Source organism: Bradyrhizobium sp. SRL28, from assembly GCF_018596315.1.
Classification (GTDB): Bacteria; Pseudomonadota; Alphaproteobacteria; order Rhizobiales; family Xanthobacteraceae; genus Bradyrhizobium.
Window position 1 is genome coordinate 86,578 of the sequence record NZ_JAHEAG010000007.1, and the last position, 21,169, is coordinate 107,746.

Sequence of the window (21,169 nt, forward strand, 5' to 3'; positions counted from 1 at the left end):
GACGGCGTCAATCAGCGAGATCGAAGCAAGGATCACGCCGAGTTTATCGCCTCGTGAGGCGTCGGAGCCCCGCGCCCGGACCAGCTTCAGGTTGATGCCAGGATGAGCGTCCAGAACACCTTGTATTTGGTGCCTGGAGCATAAGTCGCCGCGATGCCCAATTTTGTGACACCGTTCTTGAGCATGTTGGCCTTGTGCGGCGGCGAGTCGCGCCAGCCGGAGAAGGCCTCCGCCAAAGTGTGATAGCCGGCCGAGATGTTTTCGACCGCAACTTTCGCCGGATAGCCGGAAGCCCCCAGCCGCTTGTCCAGCGGGCCCTTCACATTGTGGTCCATCTTGTTGCGGGCCGCCATCGCCTGCGACTGCTGCTCGGCGAGCCTGGTCAGCTCCGGATCGACCACCACGGTGCCGAGGCCGTTGTTCTGGCGGTATTGCGAGATCATGATCGCCGCGGCGACCGTGTCGAGCGTGGCGCCGGGTTGGGCCATGTCGAGATACATGGCCGGCTGATCCGGGATTTTGACGTCTGCCGAGCAGCCGGCAAGCAGCAAAAGCCCGATAATCGCGGTAGTCGCCCGTTTCACTGAAAGAATCCCCCAAGGCTGGACGCGGCCGTTGTTGCATACCAACCGTGGCTGAATGGTGAACGGGGAGCAATTTGGGGGTCGTTCCGGGGCGACCACTCGTAGCCCGGATGAAGCGAAGCGCAATCCGGGAACGGTCCGTCCGCGTGGCAAGCAGCCCCCGGATTACGCTTGCGCTCCATTCGGGCTACGGGGCCGCAGAATCACTCCTGGACCGCGAAAATCCGGTAGCGGCGGGGCTGCAGGCCGATGATCTCGCCGGCCTGGAGTTCCCGGTCCCGGGGGGCGTCGATCTCGATCACGGTCTTGCCCTCGCCGCCCGAGAGCGCGACCTCCGCCCGCTGGATCGGGCCGAACGAGCGGACATGGCGCACCGCGCCCTCCAGCGAGCCGGTTCCCGCCGGCCCGATCTGCATGTCGTGGCGGCGGACGAACAGCTTTGAGGCGCCCGAGGCCGCGCCATCGGCGGCGATATTGAGCGTCCGGCCGCCGAGCCGCACCGAGCCGCCGGTAACCTCCACCGGCAGCACGATCGACTCGCCGATGAAGCCGTGGACGAAGGCGGTGGCGGGATTGTCATAGACATCGCCGGGCGAGCCGATCTGTTCGATACGGCCCTTGTCCATCACAACCACACGGTTGGCGACTTCCAGCGCCTCCTCCTGATCGTGAGTGACGAAAATCGAGGTGACGTGGATCTCATTGTGTAGCGAGCGCAGCCATTGCCGCAGCTCCTTGCGCACCTTGGCATCGAGCGCGCCGAACGGCTCGTCGAGCAGCAGGATGCGCGGCTCGATCGCGAGCGCGCGGGCGAGCGCAATGCGCTGCCGCTGGCCGCCGGACAACTGGCTGGGATAGCGGTTGGCCAGCCAGTCGAGTTGCACGAGATCAAGCAATTCCTTGACGCGGGCGCGGATCGTGGCCTCGTCCCTGCGGATGGCGCGCGGCTGCACGCGCAGGCCAAAGGCGACATTTTCGAACACCGTCATGTGGCGGAACAGCGCGTAGTGCTGGAACACGAATCCGACATGGCGTTCGCTGGCGCCGTGTCCCAGCGCATCCTCGCCGTCGATCCGCACCTCGCCGGCGTCGGGCCAGTCGAGGCCTGCGATGATCCGCAACAGCGTCGTCTTGCCCGAACCGGATGGACCCAGCAGCGCCAGCAATTCGCCCTTGCCGACCTTCAGATCGACATTGTCGAGCGCGGCAAACGCGCCGAATTTCTTGACGATATTTTTGACTTCAATGGTCACGTGGATCGTCCCTTGGGGTTTGTCCTTCGTCCAGACGCTGTTCGAGAACGGTCTTCACGACGAGCGTGATCAAGGCCAGCATCGCCAATAGCGAGGCAATCGCAAACGACGCCACGAATTGGTACTCATTATAGAGAATCTCGACCAGCAGCGGCATGGTGTTGGTCTCGCCGCGGATATGGCCCGACACGACAGACACCGCACCGAACTCGCCCATGGCGCGCGCGTTGCACAGCAGTACGCCATACAACAGGCCCCATTTGATATTGGGCAGAGTGACGCGGAAGAAGGTCTGCAGGCCTGACGCCCCCAGCGAGGTCGCGGCCTCTTCCTCCTGCGTGCCCTGCTCCTGCATCAGCGGAATGAGCGAGCGGGCGACGAACGGAAAAGTCACGAAGATGGTGGCGAGCGCAATGCCCGGTACCGCGAACAGGATATGGATGTTGTTCGCCTGCAGCCACGTGCCCCAATAGCCCTGGGCGCCGAACAGGAGCACAAAGACGAGGCCCGAGATGACCGGGCTGACCGAGAACGGCAGGTCGATCAGCGTGATCAGGAAAGTCTTGCCGCGGAATTCGAATTTCGCGATCGCCCAGGCTGCGATCACGCCGAACACGAGGTTAAGGGCGACCGAGATCGCCGCAACCAGCAGCGTCAGCCTGATCGCCGAAAGCGCCTCCGGCTCGGCCAGCGCAGAAAAATAGGCGCTGATGCCTTTCGAAAAGGCCGATGCGAACACCACGACCAGCGGCAGCACGACAAAGACGGTGAGGAAGGTGACGGCAAGCGCGATGATGATGAAACGGACGGGTGCGGGCTCGGTCCGCAGGTCCTTCGGCGAAGCAACCGCGCGTGCCCGGTCGCTCGCCTCGCGGTGCGACGGCGGGGAGATCGCGAGGTCGGCCGTTGACGCGTAGGCCCTCAGCGGCGTCGCCGGAGTCACAAAGCTTGTTTCCGTGGACATCGACCGGCCCTCAATGCACGGGAATGCGGGCTTGCGCCCAGCGTTGCAGGCGATTGACGACCAGGATGATCAGGAACGAAGCCAGCAGCATGATGACGGCAATTGCGGTGGCATCGGCATAACGAAATTCGGACAACCTGATCACGATCAGGAGCGGCGCGATTTCCGACACGTTCGGCAGATTGCCAGCAATGAAGATCACCGAGCCGTACTCACCGACCGCGCGCGCGAACGCCAGCGCAAAGCCGGTCAGCAGCGCCGGGATCAGGCTCGGCAGGATTACCCGGAACACCGTATGCCAGCGGTTGGCGCCGAGGCTCGCGGCCGCCTCCTCGATCTCAGGATCGAGATCGATCAGCACCGGCTGCACCGTCCGCACCACGAAGGGGATGCCGATGAACACCATCGCCACGAAAATGCCGATCGGTGTGAACGCGACCTTGATGCCGAGTTCAGCCAGCGGCGCCCCTAGCCAGCCCTTCTGCGCAAATAATTGCGTCAGCGCGACACCCGCAACCGCAGTCGGCAGCGCAAAGGGAATGTCGACGATGGCGTCGAATATCCGCCGGCCCGGGAATCGGTACCGCACCAGCGCCCACACGATGATCGTGCCCATCACCAAATTGACGCAGGCTGCGGCAAAGGAGAGGCCGAACGAAATCTTCAGCGCATTCAAAGTGCGGCGGCTGGTGAGAATCTCCCAGAACTGGCCGGGCGAAAGCTCGAGCGTCTTGAGAAAGAGACCGGCGAGCGGAATGAGGATGATAACGGAGAGCCATGTCAGGGTCAGTCCCATGGTGAGACCGAACCCTGGCAGGCTACTTCGCCGCGCGACCGCTGTGCTCACAAATCCCCCTGCTTCCGCTAAGGCTGGCCGTCAACCAGATCAATTCTTGTAAATCTGGTCGAAAATGCCGCCTTCGCCGAAGTGATCTTTCTGCGCCTTGGTCCAACCACCAAAAACGTCGTCGATCGTGAAAAGTTCGACCTTGGCGAAGGATTTTTCGTACTCCTTCGCGATCTCCGAATCGCGCGGACGGTAGGAGTTGCGTGCGGCAATTTCCTGACCTTCCTTGGTATACCAATACTTCAGGTAGGCCTCGGCGACCGCGCGGGTGCCTTTTTTGTCGGCCACCTTGTCGACAACCGCGACCGGCGGCTCAGCCAGAATCGACAGCGGCGGCGCCACGATCTCGAACTTGTCCTTGCCGAATTCGCGCTGCGCCAGGAATGCCTCGTTCTCCCATGCCAGCAGCACGTCGCCGACGCCGCGCTCGACGAACGTCACGGTCGAGCCGCGCGCGCCGGTATCGAGCACCGGCACGTTCTTGAAGAGATCGCCGACGAATTTCTTAGCCTGGTCGGCGGAGCCGAATTTCTTCTCCGCGTAGCCCCAGGCCGCCAGGTAATTCCAGCGCGCGCCGCCCGAAGTCTTCGGGTTCGGGGTGATCACCTGCACGCCGGGCTTGATCAGATCGTTCCAATCCTTGATGGCCTTGGGGTTGCCCTTGCGCACCAGGAACACGATGGTGGAGGTATAGGGCGAGGCGTTGAGCGACAAGCGCTTCTGCCAGTCGGACGCAATCAGGCCCTTGGCGGCGATGGCGTCAACGTCATAGGCCAGCGCCAGCGTCACGACATCCGCCTGCAGGCCGTCGATCACCGAGCGCGCCTGCGAGCCCGAGCCGCCGTGCGACTGCTTGATCTCGACGCTCTTGCCGGTTTCCTTCTGATAGGCCGACGCGAACGCCTTGTTAAAATCGACATAGAGCTCACGCGTCGGATCGTAGGACACGTTGAGCAGGGTGTAATCGGCAGCGAAGGCTGAACTCGCCCAGAGCAACCCGGCAACAAGCGGCAGAATGCGACGGATCATCGGTGATCTCCATTCGGCTTGATGAAGCATATCATCAACCGTGAACGCATAAGTCGCGGCGAAAGGCCGCTTAGTCAACGAAACCGCATTTCATTGTTTTTGGTTCCGCAGCTTCGTTGTCCTATGAAATCCGAGTTCTAGGAAGTTTTCATCGTATGGATGCCGCATTCTCTCTTGGCCTGGCCGCGCCAGCGGCCGGCCCGCGCATCTTCACCGGGCGCCGTCCGGCTCGAGCACGGCATGCAGCCGACCGACAAGTAGCCCGAAGCGACCAAAGGATGCGGCGGCAATTTGGCGAGCTTATAGATCGCCTCGATCTCTTCGCGCGACACGTTGGCGAACGGATTGAACTTCAGCTTTGCGCCGTCGTCCTCCACGACCGGAATCTCGGCGCGCGCGCCGCCCTGAAAACGCTTGCGTCCGTTGATCCAGGCCGAGAACGGCTTGAGCGCCCGCGCCAGCGGTTCCACTTTTCGGATACGGCAGCAGGCGTCGGGATCGGAAAACCACAATTCGCGATCGGGATCCTGGCGTGAGAGCGCCTCTTTCAGCGGCTTGATCGAGCGAACGTCGGTGAGGCCAAGCGTGGCGATCAACGTATCGCGGTAGGCGAGCGTCTCCTCGAACAGCCAGCCGGTGTCGAGAAACACAACGGGGATCGCGGGATCGACATCCGCCATCACCTTGAGCAGCGCCGCCGATTCCGTACCGAACGACGAGACCAGCGCGAGATGCTCGCGGCCGACGGTCTTCAGTGCGGTTTCAATGACTTCCGCCGGCGACGCATCGCGCAACGCGCGGTCGAGCGCCTGCGCCGGCGAAACATTCGCCGCCTCCGTGATCATGGCCTGATGTACGATCGCGCTCACTGGCCGGCACTCTCAGAATGACGCAACTGCATCCGCCGATTGAGCGCGGTGACGCGGCCGTCGCCTGTCGGCTGGTAGAACACGGAGTAGCGCTTCATGGTCTCGGCGAAAGCATCGGCATCGGCGTCCTTCTTCACCTCGAACGCGTCGAAGCCGGCGCGCGACATGAACACGAACTGATCGCGCAGCACCTGTCCGGTGGCGCGCAGCTCCCCGTCATAGCCGTGCCGCTCGCGCAGCAGGCGCGCCTGGCTGTAGGCGCGGCCGTCGCGGAAGCTGGGGAACACCAGCGCCACCGCGGCGAGACGATCGAGATACGGAACGAGATCGTCGAGATCGCGGTTGTTCGGCCAGACCACGCCGACCTTGCCAGCGTGCTTCAGGACGGCTTCCGGATCCTCGAGGAAACGCGCCGCCGGAACAAGGATCGCTCCATCACCCGGCAATTCGGCGCCGTCGGCAATTTGAACGAACAGATCAGTCGTTGTTCTTGCGTTCTTAACGAGTGGCATAGACCCGCTCCTTGAATGGCTCGACGCCCAGGCGCTTCACCGTATCGACGAACAGTTCCTCGGGACGGTCGCGCAGCGCGAGATAGGCTTCGACAATGTCTTCGATCACGTCGGCAACTTCCGCATAGGGAACGGCCGGGCCGATCAACACGCCCATCTGGGCGTTCTCGTCGGCGCGACCGCCGATCGTGATCTGGTAAAATTCCTCGCCGTTTTTCTCGACGCCGAGAATGCCGATATGGCCGACATGGTGATGGCCGCAGGCGTTGATGCAGCCGGAGATGTTGATGTGCAGACGACCGATCATCTCGGCGGTATCGTGATTGGCGAAACGCCGGGTCAATTCCTGCGCGATCGGGATCGAGCGCGCATTGGCCAGCGAGCAGTAGTCCAGCCCCGGGCAGGCGATGATGTCGGTGACCAGGTTGACGTTCGGCGTCGCGAGACCAAGACGGTCGAGCGCCTTCCACAGCTGCGGCAGGTCGCGCTTGGCGACATGCGGCAGCACCAGGTTCTGCTCATGCCCGACGCGGATTTCGCCGAATGAATACTTATCGGCGAGATCGGCGACCGCGTCCATCTGATCGGCGGTGGCGTCGCCGGGCGGGCCGCCCACCGGCTTCAGCGACAGCGTCACGATCGAATAGCCCTGCACCTTGTGCGGAGCCACCGAGTTCTTGCGCCAGCGCTCGAACAACGGATCATGCGCGGCCTGCTTCAGCTCGTCCGGCATGTGCGGCAGCTTTTCATACGCCGGATAGGAGAAGCGCGAGCGCACCTCCTCGATGGCGGAATGATCGAGCGTCAGGGCGCTGTGGCCCATCTGCTTCCACTCCTCGTCGACTTCGCGGGCGAACTTCTCGATGCCGAGCTCGTGGACCAGGATCTTGATGCGGGCCTTGTAGATGTTGTCGCGGCGGCCGTACTGGTTATAGACGCGCAGGATCGCTTCGACGTAGCTCAGGATGTCGCGGCCGTGGACAAACGGCTTGATGATCTTGGCGATGAAAGGCGTGCGACCAAGGCCGCCGCCGACCAGCACCTCAAAGCCGGTCTCGCCGTCAGCATTCTTGTGCAGGCGCAAGCCGATGTCGTGAACCTTGATCGCGGCGCGGTCGTGCTCGGATGCGGTGATCGCGATCTTGAACTTGCGCGGCAGGAACGAGAATTCCGGATGCAGCGTGGTGTGCTGGCGCAGGATTTCCGACCAGATGCGGGGATCCTCGACCTCGCCCGGCGCGACGCCCGCCCACTGGTCCGAGGTGACGTTGCGCATGTTGTTGCCGGAGGTCTGCATGGCGTGGATGCCGACTTCGGCAAGATCGGCCAGCGCATCGGGCAGATCGGAGAGCTTGATCCAGTTGTACTGGATGTTCTGCCGGGTGGTGAAATGGCCGTAGCCGCGGTCGTAGCGGCGCGCGACATGCGCCAGCCGCCGCAACTGCTTCGACGACAGCGTGCCGTAGGGAATGGCGACGCGGAACATGTAGGCGTGCAGTTGCAGATAGACGCCGTTCTGCAGCCGCAGCATCTTGAATTCGTCCTCGGTGAGTTCGCCGGAGAGACGGCGCTTCACCTGGTCGCGGAATTCAGACACGCGTTCATTGATCAGCGTGCGATCGAGTTCGTCATATGCGTACATGATAAATCAGCCTTAGGCCGGAAGAAGGTCGATGGTGAGGCCCTTCGACCGGATGCGTTCGCGCAAATTGCCGGGTTTGATCTCGCCGCTGTCCTTGAGCTCGACCGGCGCGATATAGGCGCCGACCGCGCCGACGTCATCGGCATTGGCTTCGGCCAGCAGCGCCCGCGCCTCATCGGAGGTGCGGACAATTGCGGCGTCCGACAAACTTGCCGACCAGCCCTGCTGCGCGGTGCGATAGATCACGATACCGTCCGAGGTTCGGTTGGCGGTCACCATCGAGGGGCCGGTGATCTTGATTTTTTGTTGAAGCGGAGAGGTCATTCGGCAGCATCCAGCAGTTCGGAGATGACTTGATTGAGGTTCGACTGGCGCCACGGCGCGGAATGCGCGACGACGTCGCCGATGATGAGGATGGCGGGACCGCCATCGATTTTTTCGACCAGCGCGGGAAGGTTTTCGAGCGTCCCGACCACGGCCTGCGCATCCGGCCGCGTCACCCGTGCGAAGATGCCGACGGGGGTTTGTGGCGATCGTCCGGCAGCGAGCAGCCCTGCACGGACCGACGGCGCTGCTGTCATGCCCATATAGACTACGATGGTCATCTTCTTGTCTGTTAGCACCGACCAGTCGACCGTCTCGGCGTCCTTTGCCTTGTGCGCGGTCAGGAAGGTGATGCGCAGCGCCTCGTGCCTAAAGGTCAGCGGCGCCTCGAATTGCGCGGCAGCACCGAGCCCTGCGGTAATGCCCGGCACCACCGAATAGGCGACGCCGGCCGCGCGCAGCACTTCGATCTCCTCGCCGCCGCGGCCGAAGATGAAGGGATCGCCGCCCTTCAGGCGCACCGCGCGCTGTCCGGCCTTCGCCGCGTCGATCAGCAGCTTGTTGATCGCATCCTGGCCGATGCCGGGCTTGCCGACCCGGCGGCCGACCGGAATGCGCGAGGCATCGCGACGGATGCGATCGAGAATTTCCGGCGAGACCAGCTCATCGTAGAAAACGACGTCGGCGTCCTGCAGCGCGCGCAGCGCCTTGATGGTGAGCAGATCCGGATCGCCCGGCCCGGCGCCGACCAGCGTCACCCTGCCCTCGGCCTTGCCGTCCTTGCTCGCGCCGGCGAAGGCGGAGGGATCGGCGATTTCGTTCAGCGCTTTTTCAGCCTCGTCCTTGCGCCCGGCAAGCACCAGCGCGCCGATCGGACCGTCGATCACGCGCTCCCAGAAACGGCGGCGCAGCGAAAATTCGGGAATGCGCGCATGCATCGCTTTGCGAAAGCTGCCGATGAAGGCGGCGAGATCGCCGATGCGCGCCGGCAGCACCGCCTCGATGCGCTCGCGCACGCGGCGCGCGACCACCGGCGACGCGCCGCCGGTGCCGACGGCAACAACGACGTCGCCACGATCGACGATCGCAGGAAAGATGAAAGTGGAATGCGCGAGGTCGTCCATCACATTGACGGGCAGCCCGACCGCCTTCGCGCGCGCCGACATCGCAACGCCGATGTCACCGGCGCCGGCGCAAAGGATTGCGATCACCCCTGAGAGATCGGCTGCAAGCGGATCGCCCGAAGCCTGTTCGATCCGCGCTGCGTCCGTCGCGTCGAGGCCGGCCAGATCATGATTGCCATCGGTGGCATACCAGCGGATCGCTGCGCCCGCGGAAACCAGCAAGCGCAATTTTGCGCGCACGAGCTCGTCCGCTCCAACGAGCAACACCTTGCCGCTTTGCAGATCCAGGAACACAGGCAGATAGCGCATCAGATACTCGCTTTCCCCAACTTGGGGCTTGACTGAAATTATTTTCTATTTATGTCTCGATCAAGAGCCACAAAGAGAAAATTATTTCTTCTCTATTGCGGCGCAACTTTAGAATTTTTCCACTCCGAAGTCCAAGGCCAAGAGATGCATCTTCTCGACAATGAATCCGGCGGACACGGGTTGCGGCCCGGCGCCTTCACCAAAGCATCATCCGTGCCGAAAATTTTGGCCAACGGACAGCTGCCGCCGCCCTCGATGGACCACCTCGACGAACTCGAGGCGCAGAGCATCTACATTCTGCGCGAGGCGTTCGCGCGGTTGAAGAAGCTCGCGCTGCTGTGGTCGCTGGGGAAAGATTCCAACGTGATGATCTGGCTGGCGCGCAAGGCCTTCTTCGGCCGCGTGCCATTCCCGGCGCTGCACGTCGACACCGGCAAGAAATTTCCCGAGATGTATGCGTTCCGCGATCGCTTCGGCAAGGAATGGGATCTCGATCTCAAGATTGAACCCTGCCCGCCGATCGACGCCGTTGATCCGACGCTGCCGCCGGCCGCGCGCTCCGCCGCCCGCAAGACCGAAGGGCTGAAGTGGGCGCTGACCAAATATGGTTTCGACGGCTTGATCGCCGGCATCCGCCGCGACGAGGAAGCCACGCGCGCCAAGGAGCGCGTGTTCTCGCCGCGCGGGCTCGAAGGCGGCTGGGACGTGCGCGATCAGCCTCCGGAATTCTGGGACCAGTTCAACGCTTCGCCGCCGCCAGGCGCGCATCTGCGCATCCATCCGATCCTGCATTGGACCGAGGCCGACATCTGGGCCTACACCAAGCGCGAAAACATTCCGATCATCCCGCTCTATCTCTCAAAGGACGGCAAGCGCTATCGCTCGCTGGGCGATCAGGACATCACCAATCCGGTGGCGTCGACCGCATCGAGCATCGATGAAATCCTGACTGAACTCGATGGCACCAAGGTGCCGGAGCGCGCCGGCCGCGCGCTGGATCACGAGACCGAAGATGCGTTCGAGCGGCTGCGCGTCGCCGGCTATCTCTAACGGACATTTGGTGTGAGCGTCGCTATGAACATGATCCTCCCCACGGCCATCTCGGCCACCCCCAACGGCACCACGCGCCCGCAGGTTCGCATCGTCATCGTTGGCCATGTCGATCACGGCAAATCCACGCTGGTCGGACGCCTGCTGCACGAGACCGGCAGCCTGCCCGAGGGCAAGCTGGAGATGCTCAAAGCGGTCAGCGCGCGGCGCGGCATGCCGTTCGAATGGTCGTTCCTCTTGGACGCGCTGCAGACCGAGCGCGACCAGGGCATCACCATCGACACCACCCAGATCCGCTTCCGCACCCGCTCGCGCGACGTCGTGCTGATCGACGCGCCCGGCCACGCAGAATTCCTCCGCAATATGATCACCGGCGCCTCGCAGGCCGACGGCGCGGTTCTCATTATCGACGCGCTGGAAGGCGTGCGTGACCAGACAAGGCGGCACGGTTATCTGCTGCATCTGCTCGGCATCAAGCAGGTTGCCATCGTCGTCAACAAGATGGACCGCGTTGATTTCAGCGCTGATCGCTTCAAGGCGATCAGCGACGAGATTTCCGCGCACCTGATCGGCCTCGGCGTGACGCCGTCGGCCGTGATTCCGATTTCCGCGCGCGACGGCGACGGTGTTGCCGAACATACGCCGCGGATCGGCTGGTATCAGGGACCGACCGTGGTCGAAGCGCTCGATGCACTCGAACCGGCGCGGCCGCTGGAGCAACTGGCACTGCGGCTACCCGTGCAGGCGATCTACAAGTTCGACGACCGCCGCATCGTTGCGGGCCGTATCGAGTCCGGCAGCCTGAGCGCCGGCGACGAAATCGTCATCATGCCTGCCGGCAAGATCGCAAAGATCAAAACCGTCGAGAGCTGGCCGGTGACGCCGCTCACGGGCAGCCATGGCGCCGGCCGTTCGGTCGGTATCACGCTCGATCGTGAACTGTTCATCGAACGCGGCGACGTCATCGCGCATGCCGGCGCGATCCCGCGCGATACGCGGCGAATTCGCGCCCGGATTTTCTGGCTGCACGACAAGCCGCTGTCGAAGGGCGACCAGATCCTGATCCGCCTCGGCACGCGGGAAAGCCGCGCCAGCGTCGTCGCGATCGAAAAGGCCGTCGATCCCGGCGAACTCTCCAACGAGGAGACCAAGGCGATCGCGCGCAATCATGTCGGCGAAATCGACATCTCGCTGGCGCAACCGATCGCGGCCGACCCCTATCAGGAAAATCCGCGCACCGGACGGCTGGTGATCGAGGTCAACGGCCGCATCGCCGGCGGGGGCCTCGTGCTGTCGGTCGACGCCGGACAGCGCGCTGTTCCGATCGACATCGTGCCGGTCGAATCCGCACTTCGCCCCGAGGAACGCTCGGCGCGCTATCACCACAATGGCGCGGTGATCTGGCTGACCGGCCTGCCGGGCTCCGGAAAATCGACGCTGGCGCGCGCACTCGAGCGCCGGCTGTTCTCGCGCGGCGGCTCGCCGATCCTGCTCGATGGCGACACCCTGCGCGCCGGTCTCAACGGCGACCTCGGTTTCTCCGCGCAGGACCGCACCGAAAACATCCGGCGGCTCGCCGAAGTCGCAACCCATCTGGCGCGCAATGGACACATCGCCGTCGTCGCCGCGGTGTCACCCTCGGCGGATGACCGTGCCGCGGCACGCCGCATCGCCGATACGACGTTCCGCGAGATCTATGTCGCTACGCCGGCCGAGATCTGCGAGAGCCGCGACCCCAAGGGCCATTACGCCAAGGCGCGCGCCGGCACGCTGCAGGCGTTCACCGGGATCGGCAACGACTATCAGCCGCCGGCCCGGGCGGAGCTGAGCATCGACACCTCCGCAAAAACGGTTTCGGATGCGACCGACGAGATCGAGCGAATGTTGGCCGAGACCGGTATCCTGTTCGACGAACTGGTCGATCTGGCGGCCAACATCTAGGCCTTTTAGGCACTTCTCATCGACCCGGCTTTAGGGCTAAAAGGGCGGCCAACGCTGCCCTTTTTGGCGCGTTTTTTGCTGCTTTTCGTCAGAAAACAGCCTTTCAACGCCAATTTCTACCGAGAAAGCCCATCATGAATCGTGTCGATGCCCACGGATTGAAGATCGCCCCTGTCCTGTTCGATTTCATCGCCAAGGAGGCGACCCCCAAGACCGGGATTTCCCCCGATGCATTCTGGGCCGGTGTCGCCGCCATCATCAAAAAATTAGGGCCGAAAAACCGCGAGTTGCTCGCCTTCCGCGATGCGCTGCAGACCAAGATCGACGGCTGGCATCGCGTCAACAAGGGCAAGTCGTTCGACATGAACGCCTACACGGCCTTCCTCAAGGAGATCGGCTATCTGCTGCCGGAGCCGGCCACGCAGAAGGTCGAGACATCAAATGTCGACGAGGAAATCGGCAAGATCTGCGGACCGCAGCTCGTCGTGCCCCTGACCAACGCCCGCTACGCGCTGAACGCGGCGAATGCGCGCTGGGGCTCACTGTATGACGCCTTCTACGGCACGGATGCGATCCCGCACGATCCGAGCGAGGGCGGCAAAGGTTACAACAAGGCGCGCGGCGACAAGGTGATCGCGAAGGCAAAAGCCTTCCTCGACGCCGCCGTGCCGCTCGCGACCGGCAGCCACACCGACGTGACGTCCTACAGCGTGATCGCGGGCCAGCTCGCGGTGAAGCTCAAGAGCGGCAACGCCACCGCATTGAAGTCTGCTTCGCAGTTCGCCGGATATCAGGGCGATGCCGCTCAACCTTCCGCGGTCCTCCTGGTCAACAACGGCATGCATGTCGAAGTGAAGATCGACCGCAGCCATGTGATCGGCAAGGACGATCCGGCCGGCGTTGCCGACATGATCATGGAATCGGCGGTCTCCACCATTCTCGACATGGAAGACTCGGTCGCCGCGGTTGATGCCGAGGACAAGGTGCTGGTCTATCGCAACACGCTCGGCCTGATGGACGGCACGCTCTCGGCCGATTTCGAGAAGGGCGGCAAGACGCTCAAGCGTTCGCTCAACCCCGACCGCGTCTACAAGACGCCCGACGGCAAGGAGCTCTCGCTGCACGGCCGCAGCCTCTTGCTGATGCGCAATGTCGGCCATCACATGTTTACCGACGCCGTTCTCGACGAGAAGGGCGACGAGATTCCGGAAGGCCTGCTCGATGCTGCGGTAGCCGGCCTGCTCGCGATCCACGACATCAAGGGTTCTTCGAAAACCAAAAACAGCCGCACCGGCTCGGTCTATATCGTCAAGCCGAAGATGCACGGCCCCGACGAAGTCGCGCTGACTTGCGAACTGTTTGGCGATGTCGAGAAGCTGCTGGGATTGCCCGAGAACACCATGAAGGTCGGCATCATGGATGAGGAGCGCCGCACCACGGTCAACCTCAAGGCCTGCATCCAGAACGCGTCGAAGCGCATCTGCTTCATCAACACCGGCTTCCTCGACCGCACCGGCGACGAAATCCACACGTCGATGGAAGCGGGTCCGATGATCCGCAAGAACGACATGAAGGCGCAGCCCTGGATCAAGTCCTATGAAGACTGGAACGTCGACATGGGCCTGATCGATGGCCTGCCTGGCCATGCCCAGATCGGCAAGGGCATGTGGGCGGCGCCGGACAAGATGGCCGACATGCTCACCCAGAAGCTCGGCCATCCGCAGGCCGGCGCGACCACCGCATGGGTGCCCTCTCCGACTGCGGCCACGCTGCACGCGCTGCACTATCACCAGGTGAACGTGCAGGCCCGCCAGCAGGAACTCGCCAAGGGCGGACAGCGCGCAAAGCTTTCCGACATCCTCACCATCCCGGTGTCACAGTCGAACTGGGCGCCCGACGACGTCAAGCAGGAGATCGACAACAACTGCCAGGGCATTTTGGGCTATGTCGTGCGCTGGATCGACCAGGGCGTCGGCTGCTCCAAGGTGCCCGACATCCACGACGTCGGCCTGATGGAAGATCGCGCCACCTTGCGCATCTCCAGCCAGCATCTGGCGAACTGGCTGGCGCATGGCGTCGTCACCAAGGACCAGGTGATGGAGTCGCTGAGGCGCATGGCGGTCGTAGTCGACAAGCAGAACGCGGGCGACCCGCTCTACAAGCCGATGGCGCCTTCGTTCGACGGTGTCGCTTTCCAGGCCGCCTGCGATCTCGTCTTCAAGGGCCGCGAGCAGCCGAACGGCTACACCGAATACATTCTCACTGCGCGCCGTCGTGAGGCGAAGGCGGCGGGATAACCCATAGCGTTTTCAAGCGAAGCATGCCCTCGGAGTTGATCCGTGGGTGGCTACCCGTTCGCGCTGGAAAACGCGTCAGCCGAGAATCACGTCACGATGCCGCATCGGTTGTTAGGAACGCCTGAGCTCTCCATCCGTTGTTGAACATCCCAACATGGAAGGAGACAGCGATGGATTGGAACAGGGTTGAAGGGAACTGGAAGCAGTTCAAGGGCGCCGCCAAGGAAAAATGGGGCAAGCTCACCGATGACGATCTCGACGTGATCGAGGGCCGCCGCGAGCAACTCGAAGGCAAGCTGCAGCAGCGCTACGGCTTCGCCAAGGACCAGATCCGCAAGGACGTGGACGACTGGTTCGGGACGTTGAAATAGGCTCGCGCTTCCGAGCATCAAAAGCCCCGGCATGTGCCGGGGCTTTTTTGCGTTGGCAGATCGGCGCTAGATGACGGCGATGTATCTCAACAGCGAGATCACGCCGAGGATGATCACAACGACGCGGGCAATCTGCTTGGCGCGGCCGTCGAGCGGCAGCAGGTTGATGAGATAGAGAACGAGAATAACGACCAGGAACGTGATGAGTACACTGACGAGCATGTGGGGTCCCCCCTCGGCATTTGCCGAAAAATGCGCTGGTAGTGCATTGTTAACGTCGAAGGGCACGGCGGGTTCCTCGTGGCGGAACTTCCCGTCACCCGGAAAATTTCAATCATTTCAACGATCACCGTAATTCTACGCGGGCTGCAACTGGTTAAGTCTTTACCCTTTCCCTCCAAATTGCCGCGAGCCTCGGGGGAGAGCATCATGTTGAACCGTCTGACCGTATCCGCGCTGCTGAAGACCGTCATCCTCGTCACCTCCTTCTGCGTGGTGGTTGGATTTTCGCTCAACGCCTGGGACTCCTGGGGCCGACTGCAAGCGGCGAGCCGCATTGCCGTGATCGCAGACGCGTCCGCAAACATGTTCAAGGCGATGCACAATCTGCGCACCGACCGTTCCACGACCAATCGGCTGTTGAACTCCGATGCGCCGATGGAAGCCGACATCGAGAAATATCTGCGCAACATTCGCGATACCGAAATGCCAGCGATGGCCAGCGCGCTCGCCCAGCTCGGAGGAATGGAATTCGCCCAGCAACAGATGCTGGTGCCCGAGTTCGACCGCCTGCTGAAGGCGATAACCTCGCAGCAGAAGGAATTCTGGGAAGCGATGGGCAAGCCAAAGGCCTCGCGCCGCCCGACTTTGGCCAAGGAATACATGGACACCGCGACCGCGATGCTGGAAACGCTCGACAAGCTCTCCGCAACGCTGGCCGCCACCGTCAATCACCAGGACGCAACGATCGACCAGTTGCTCGCGATCAAGCAGATCGCCTGGCTGCTGCGCAACACCGCCGGCGAAGCGTCGCTCATCGTCTCCGTCGGAATCAACGCCGGCAAGGTCGCGCCGGAAGCGCGGCTCGCCTATACGAAATATTCCGGCGGCATCGATGCCACCTGGAGCGCGCTGGAACTGACGGCGTCGAGCATGAAACTGCCTCCGGCTATCTCCAGCGCGATCGCCGCGACCAAGACCGCCTATTTCGAGCCGCAATATCTCGCGCTGCGCGATCGGTTGCTGACGCAGATCGCGGCCGGCGAGAAGCCGGAACTGACCGCCAACCAGTGGACCCCGGTCACGGTCGGGCGCCTGTCTGCTGCCGTCGGCGTCGCCGAAGCAGCCCTCGACGCCGCCAAGGATCACGCCGCGCATTTGCGTTCCACCGCCCAGCGTTCGCTGGTGATGCAGCTCGCGTTGCTGGTCGGCGCACTGGCGCTCGCGTTCGGCGCCATGGCGATCGTCACCCGCCGCGCCATCAAGCCGCTGCACACCATACGTGACGCCATGCTGAAGGTCGCCGCCGGCGACCTCCACGTCGATACCGGCTACGCCGCGCGCCACGACGAAATCGGCGCGCTGGCCGGCGCGCTGGAGACCTTCAAGCAGCAGGCCGCCGACAAGGCCCGGATCGAAGCGCAGGAGCGCGAGCGCAACGCCGGCGCCACGGCACGGCAGCAGGCGATCGAGAGCTATGTCGGCGAGTTCGAGAGCATGGTGCGCCAGACGCTCACCCAGCTCGGCGACGCTTCCGGCCAGATGCGGACCACCTCGACCGGCCTGTCGACGATTTCGCGCCAGACCAACGAGCGCGTGCAGGTCGCCGGAAAGGCATCCGGCGATGCCTCGATGAGCGTCGAGACGGTTGCCGCGGCTTCCGAAGAGCTCAGCGCCTCGATCAACGACATCAGCCAGCAGGCCGCACACGCGGCGGAGATCGCCAGCCGCGCGGTCGGCCAGGCGCGCAATACCGACGGCACCGTCCAGGGGCTCGCCCAATCGGCGGGACGCATTGGTGAGGTCGTCGGCCTGATCAACACCATCGCCGCGCAGACCAACCTCCTGGCGCTCAACGCCACCATCGAGGCCGCGCGCGCCGGCGAGGCCGGCCGCGGCTTCGCGGTGGTCGCCTCCGAAGTCAAATCGCTGGCGAGCCAGACGGCGAAGGCGACCGAGGAAATCTCCGAGCAGATCGCCGACATCCAGAAGGTCGCGGGCGAAGCCATCGACGCCATCAAGGGCATCGGCAGCATCATCGGCGAGGTCAACGAGGTCGCGACCGCGATTGCCGCCGCCGTGCAGCAACAGGGCGCCGCCACCCAGGAGATCACGCGCTCGACCCAATTTGCCGCGCAGGGCACCAAGAACGTGTCCGACAACATCACCGGCGTGAAGGCCGATGCGGACGCGGCCGCCGCCGCAGCGGAGGATGTGAAGCAGGCTTCCCAGACGCTGGAGACGCAGAGCCAGCAACTGGGCAATCAGGTCACTCAATTCCTCGGCAAGATCCGAGCGGCGTAATAACCTCTTCCCGCCTGCGGCGGCGGGTGAGAGAAAATCTATCGGCGAATTCTAAGCATCCGTTATGCGGAGGCACCCCCACCCCTGCCCTCCCCCGCAAGCGGGAGAGGGAGAAGAAAACACTTCCTCACTCCCGCGCCACCACGGGCACCCGCTGATACTTGGCGCGGACCTTGTCGGATGCAGGCGAGAAATTCACCTCCGCGCCCCGTTTGTCGGCGCTGCGGCCGGCGACCAGAAGGCCGTTTTCGCCGGCGACGATGTCGCCCTTGCGCAGCGTCGGGTCGTCTTCGACCTTGACCGACGCCAGCCCGACCGGGTCCTTGCCGTTGCAGGTGCAGCCCGCCACGAGTTCGTTGCGATAACGGAACGCGTTCGGCAGCTCCGAATAGGACTTGCCATTGTCGGCGGCGGCGTTGTCAATGCTGCTGCCGTTGAACAATTTGGTCTCGCTCGCCGGGCACAACTTGTTGCAGGACGCCGCGCGGCTCGCATTGTCTGAAGCGGTGACCGGGAAATAGCGTCCATCGCAGGTCCGCACGCAATACGCCTGGCCTCCGCCTCCACCGTAGCGGACACGCCCCTCGCCACGCGGCGCGCGGACCTGGCCGTCGTCATCGGCGAACGGCATCTGGATATAGGGCTGAGGGCGCGGGCGGTTGAACCCGCCAAACAATTGCGAGAAAAAGTCCTGGGCCTGCGCGGCCGGCGCCAGCGCCGAAGCGCACACCAGTGCGGCTGCCCCCCATGCTGCCAGTTTTCCCGATTGCATCAACCTTCTCCTCTGCAACACGGCGCATCCATTCAGTTCACCTGCGGCGCGATAAGGCTCATCGCCTGCCGGCCCGAGGGCGTGGTCGCGACCGGGCGCGGCTGCGCGCCGGCGGGACGGGCTGTGATGCCGGTCCTGGTATCCCCGCCTCGCGCCATGACCGGCGCGCGCTTCGGCAGCACCACCACTTTCGTTCCGACATCGACCCGGCCAAACAGATCGGCGACGTCTTCATTGGTCAGGCGGATGCAACCGGACGAGACGAATTTCCCGATCGTCGAGGGATCGTTGGTGCCGTGAATGCGGTACTGGCTGGTGCCGAGATACATTGCCCGCGCGCCGAGCGGATTGCCGGGCCCGCCGGCCATGAAGCGCGGTAGATAGGGCTGGCGTGCGATCATCTCCGAAGGTGGATGCCAGTCCGGCCATTCCGCCTTGCGGCTGATGGTCTGCACCCCGGACCAGGTAAAGCCGTCGCGGCCGACGCCGACGCCATACCTGATGGCGCGGCCCTGTCCGAGCACGTAGTAGAGCGTGGTGTTGCCGGTATCGATGATGATGGTGCCAGGCGCCTCCGCCGTACCAAAGGCGACGACGGCGCGGCGAAGCCGCTCGGGCGTCGCGCCCGCGTCGGATGCGATCACCTCATCGGGGGGATATGCACCCGGTTGGGCAGAAGCATAGCCGAACGTCTGCGCGTTCGCAGCGATCGAGACCATCGCCAGCATCAGCAAGACGGCGACGAAGACGAGCGCGCTTACCACGCGCGACGAAGGCCGGCGATCAAAGGACTTTGTCATAGGACTGCCCCGCTGGATGTGCATCATTGGATGCTCTGCACCAACAAACGCGCCCGGGGGTCGGCAGTTCCTTTTGGCCGACGTTGCCTCGCTTCCTGTCAAGGCGTGCACGCTCACCCCTCCGCGATGGAACTTGCGCCAGCCTTCCACGTTGTGACGCCATAGTTCGGCTCGCCGGCGACGTGGCTTGTGCCGTGTCGTTGCTGCTTCGGGCGGGGGAAAGCCATTGTGAGCGTCACTCCCACCAAGCCTGTGCCCGCGACGTCCGCGCCCGCCAAATCTCCGCCGACAAAACCCTCGCCCGGCGAACGCCCGCTTCCCAACGGGCACGAAGGCAAGCCCCTGCCCGACAGCAAGGCTGAGCTGCCGCCGGTCATCCGCCGCACCGAAGTGGTGGCGTTCGCGCTGGTGGCGCTGCTGGTCATCGTTGTTATCGTCGGCCTCTATCTCGCCAAGGCATTCTTTCTGCCGATCACGATGGCTTTCATCGTCGGCACCATGCTGTCGCCGGCAGCCAGTTTCCTGGAGCGCTACGGCATCCCGCGCGCGGTCGCGGCCGTCCTGATCGTGTCGGCAGCAACCGCGGGTGCTGTCTTCATGATTGGCCTCATTGCATCGCCCGTCATGGAGTGGAGCAACAAGCTCCCGGAGTTGGGATTGCTGCTGAAGGAGAAAATGCACGCATTCGACCGGCCGCTCGCGCTCTGGCAGCAACTGCAGAGCATGCTCGGCGGTCCCGACACCCTGACGACGTTCCATCTGCCGAAGTTCGACTGGGTGCAGCCGACGCTGGAATTCTTGTCGCCGACCTTTGCCGAATTCCTGCTGTTCATCGCAACGCTGATTTTGTTCATCGCGAGCTGGCGGGAGTTGCGCCGGGCCCTGATCATGAATTTCGGCGAGCGGACGGCACGGCTGCGGACGCTGCGGATGCTCAACGAGATCGAGGAGCATCTCGGCAACTACCTGTTGATGGTGACCATGATCAATATAGGCGTCGGCGTCGTCACCGGCCTGATCTGCGCGGTCACGGGCATGCCCAATCCAGCCGGTCTCGGTGCGCTGGCGGCGATCCTGAATTTCATTCCGATCATCGGCCCGGTGGCGATGTTTGCCGTCCTGGTCGTGGTCGGCCAGGTCGCGTTCCCGAGCATTGGCGCCGGACTGCTCGCGCCGACGCTGTTTGCGGCCATGACCTTCCTGGAAGGTCACTTCCTCACCCCGATGATCGTCGGTCGCCGGCTGGCGCTGAACGCGCTCGCCGTTTTCATCGCGCTCGCCTTCTGGACCTGGCTGTGGGGCCCGATGGGCGCGTTCCTGTCGTCGCCGCTCCTGATCGTCGCGCTGATCGTGAAGGAGCATCTGATGCCATCCGATTTGCCGCAGCTGCCGGAGGATTAGGCGGTGGAACTTCCCCTCCGACGAAACGTTTGTTCGGCAGCTGAATTCGATACCCGGGAGCTTTCGATGTCGATGACCAACGGTGAAACCGCAACAAAAAATCTGACGGACAAAGCGACCTATGAACGCCTCGAAAAGGATGTAACCGCCGTGAAAAACGATATCGCAGCCCTGACCGACCAGATCACCGACGCGCTGAACAGTTTTGCCGGCACCGCCGGCAAGCAGGCGCGCCGCGGCTACAAGCAGGCACGCGCCAACGCGGAACAGGCGGTGGACGATATGTCCGAACGCGGCAGCGCGATGATGGATGCCGCCCAGGACGCCGCGTCCTCGATCGGCGAGACGCTGGAAGACGCCATCACGCAGCGGCCACTGGCAACGGTGGGCCTGGCGCTCGGCATCGGCTTTCTGATCGGCGTGACGTGGCGCAGGTAATTTTGGCGCAGGCAGTCTTGGCGCAGGCAGTTTTGGCGCACGTAACCGTGGCGCAGGCAGTTGCGGCGCCGATAGTCTTCGATGGCGCGCGGCGGCGAGCGAGCCGCCGCGGCGCCGGT

At 63.6% G+C, this 21,169-nt stretch carries 20 protein-coding genes; 7 read left to right on the forward strand and 13 right to left on the reverse strand.

Annotation, left to right across the window (positions count from 1 at the left end):
- Positions 1 to 86: 86 nt before the first annotated feature.
- The 10 genes from KIP88_RS17575 to cysG all read right to left on the reverse strand — a co-directional run bounded on the left by KIP88_RS17575 (position 87) and on the right by cysG (position 9,457).
- Positions 87 to 584 carry a CAP domain-containing protein gene (locus tag KIP88_RS17575; protein WP_214489190.1) on the reverse strand — a complete coding sequence of 166 codons (498 nt, stop codon included), beginning with the start codon at positions 582 to 584 and terminating at the stop codon, positions 87 to 89.
- A gap of 203 nt (positions 585 to 787) precedes the next feature.
- Positions 788 to 1,837 (reverse strand): sulfate/molybdate ABC transporter ATP-binding protein, encoded by a 1,050-nt coding sequence (locus KIP88_RS17580; RefSeq protein ID WP_214489191.1) that lies wholly within the window; start codon positions 1,835 to 1,837, stop codon positions 788 to 790.
- Positions 1,827 to 2,801, reverse strand: a complete 975-nt coding sequence (gene cysW / locus KIP88_RS17585) for a sulfate ABC transporter permease subunit CysW (protein ID WP_214489192.1) — start codon at positions 2,799 to 2,801, stop codon at positions 1,827 to 1,829. Before cysW ends, KIP88_RS17580 begins: the two co-directional genes overlap by 11 nt.
- Positions 2,802 to 2,811: 10 nt before the next feature.
- Positions 2,812 to 3,618 carry a sulfate ABC transporter permease subunit CysT gene (gene cysT / locus KIP88_RS17590; protein WP_214489386.1) on the reverse strand — a complete coding sequence of 269 codons (807 nt, stop codon included), beginning with the start codon at positions 3,616 to 3,618 and terminating at the stop codon, positions 2,812 to 2,814.
- Positions 3,619 to 3,687: 69 nt separating this feature from the next.
- Positions 3,688 to 4,677 carry a sulfate ABC transporter substrate-binding protein gene (locus KIP88_RS17595; protein WP_214489193.1) on the reverse strand — a complete coding sequence of 330 codons (990 nt, stop codon included), beginning with the start codon at positions 4,675 to 4,677 and terminating at the stop codon, positions 3,688 to 3,690.
- Between the two features lie 137 nt (positions 4,678 to 4,814).
- The gene (locus tag KIP88_RS17600; protein ID WP_214489387.1) at positions 4,815 to 5,522 is read right to left on the reverse strand and encodes a phosphoadenylyl-sulfate reductase; all 708 of its coding nucleotides are present in this window, start codon (positions 5,520 to 5,522) and stop codon (positions 4,815 to 4,817) included.
- A gap of 20 nt (positions 5,523 to 5,542) precedes the next feature.
- Complete coding sequence (locus KIP88_RS17605; RefSeq protein WP_214489194.1) at positions 5,543 to 6,058, reverse strand: DUF934 domain-containing protein; 516 nt, start codon at positions 6,056 to 6,058, stop codon at positions 5,543 to 5,545.
- Entirely contained in the window at positions 6,045 to 7,700 is a 1,656-nt protein-coding gene (locus KIP88_RS17610; RefSeq protein ID WP_214489195.1) for a nitrite/sulfite reductase, read from the reverse strand. Before KIP88_RS17610 ends, KIP88_RS17605 begins: the two co-directional genes overlap by 14 nt.
- A gap of 12 nt (positions 7,701 to 7,712) precedes the next feature.
- Entirely contained in the window at positions 7,713 to 8,024 is a 312-nt protein-coding gene (locus tag KIP88_RS17615; protein WP_214489196.1) for a DUF2849 domain-containing protein, read from the reverse strand.
- Positions 8,021 to 9,457, reverse strand: coding sequence for a siroheme synthase CysG (cysG, locus tag KIP88_RS17620; protein WP_214489197.1), 1,437 nt, complete (start codon positions 9,455 to 9,457; stop codon positions 8,021 to 8,023). The genes KIP88_RS17615 and cysG overlap by 4 nt, the downstream gene beginning before the upstream one ends.
- 255 nt (positions 9,458 to 9,712) lie before the next feature.
- On the opposite strand from cysG, the gene cysD reads away from it, so the two are divergent.
- The 4 genes from cysD (at position 9,713) to KIP88_RS17640 (ending at position 15,116) form a co-directional block, all read left to right on the forward strand.
- Entirely contained in the window at positions 9,713 to 10,507 is a 795-nt protein-coding gene (gene cysD, locus KIP88_RS17625; RefSeq protein WP_057854570.1) for a sulfate adenylyltransferase subunit CysD, read from the forward strand.
- 24 nt (positions 10,508 to 10,531) lie between these two features.
- Positions 10,532 to 12,448 (forward strand): adenylyl-sulfate kinase, encoded by a 1,917-nt coding sequence (gene cysC / locus KIP88_RS17630; protein WP_214489198.1) that lies wholly within the window; start codon positions 10,532 to 10,534, stop codon positions 12,446 to 12,448.
- 134 nt (positions 12,449 to 12,582) lie between these two features.
- A complete protein-coding gene (locus tag KIP88_RS17635) occupies positions 12,583 to 14,745 on the forward strand; it encodes a malate synthase G (RefSeq protein WP_214489199.1) in 2,163 nt (720 codons plus the stop codon).
- A 170-nt stretch (positions 14,746 to 14,915) separates the two neighbouring features.
- The gene (locus KIP88_RS17640) at positions 14,916 to 15,116 is read left to right on the forward strand and encodes a CsbD family protein (protein WP_214489200.1); all 201 of its coding nucleotides are present in this window, start codon (positions 14,916 to 14,918) and stop codon (positions 15,114 to 15,116) included.
- Between the two features lie 66 nt (positions 15,117 to 15,182).
- Here KIP88_RS17640 and KIP88_RS17645 read toward each other — a convergent pair whose 3' ends face one another.
- Positions 15,183 to 15,338: a Thivi_2564 family membrane protein gene (locus KIP88_RS17645; protein ID WP_214489201.1), complete on the reverse strand. Its 156-nt coding sequence runs from the start codon at positions 15,336 to 15,338 to the stop codon at positions 15,183 to 15,185.
- 207 nt (positions 15,339 to 15,545) lie between these two features.
- Between KIP88_RS17645 and KIP88_RS17650 the strand changes: the two genes are divergently transcribed.
- Positions 15,546 to 17,639 (forward strand): methyl-accepting chemotaxis protein, encoded by a 2,094-nt coding sequence (locus KIP88_RS17650; RefSeq protein ID WP_214489202.1) that lies wholly within the window; start codon positions 15,546 to 15,548, stop codon positions 17,637 to 17,639.
- A 127-nt stretch (positions 17,640 to 17,766) separates the two neighbouring features.
- Here the strand turns inward: KIP88_RS17650 and KIP88_RS17655 are convergent, their stop codons facing one another.
- Entirely contained in the window at positions 17,767 to 18,411 is a 645-nt protein-coding gene (locus tag KIP88_RS17655; RefSeq protein ID WP_214489203.1) for a DUF2865 domain-containing protein, read from the reverse strand.
- Positions 18,412 to 18,443: 32 nt separating this feature from the next.
- A complete protein-coding gene (locus tag KIP88_RS17660) occupies positions 18,444 to 19,211 on the reverse strand; it encodes a L,D-transpeptidase (RefSeq protein WP_214489204.1) in 768 nt (255 codons plus the stop codon).
- Positions 19,212 to 19,553: 342 nt separating this feature from the next.
- Between KIP88_RS17660 and KIP88_RS17665 the strand changes: the two genes are divergently transcribed.
- Both KIP88_RS17665 and KIP88_RS17670 read left to right on the forward strand, forming a co-directional pair.
- Positions 19,554 to 20,612 carry an AI-2E family transporter gene (locus tag KIP88_RS17665; RefSeq protein WP_249790857.1) on the forward strand — a complete coding sequence of 353 codons (1,059 nt, stop codon included), beginning with the start codon at positions 19,554 to 19,556 and terminating at the stop codon, positions 20,610 to 20,612.
- 66 nt (positions 20,613 to 20,678) lie between these two features.
- Positions 20,679 to 21,050, forward strand: a complete 372-nt coding sequence (locus KIP88_RS17670; protein WP_214489205.1) for a YqjD family protein — start codon at positions 20,679 to 20,681, stop codon at positions 21,048 to 21,050.
- Positions 21,051 to 21,169: the final 119 nt, after the last annotated feature.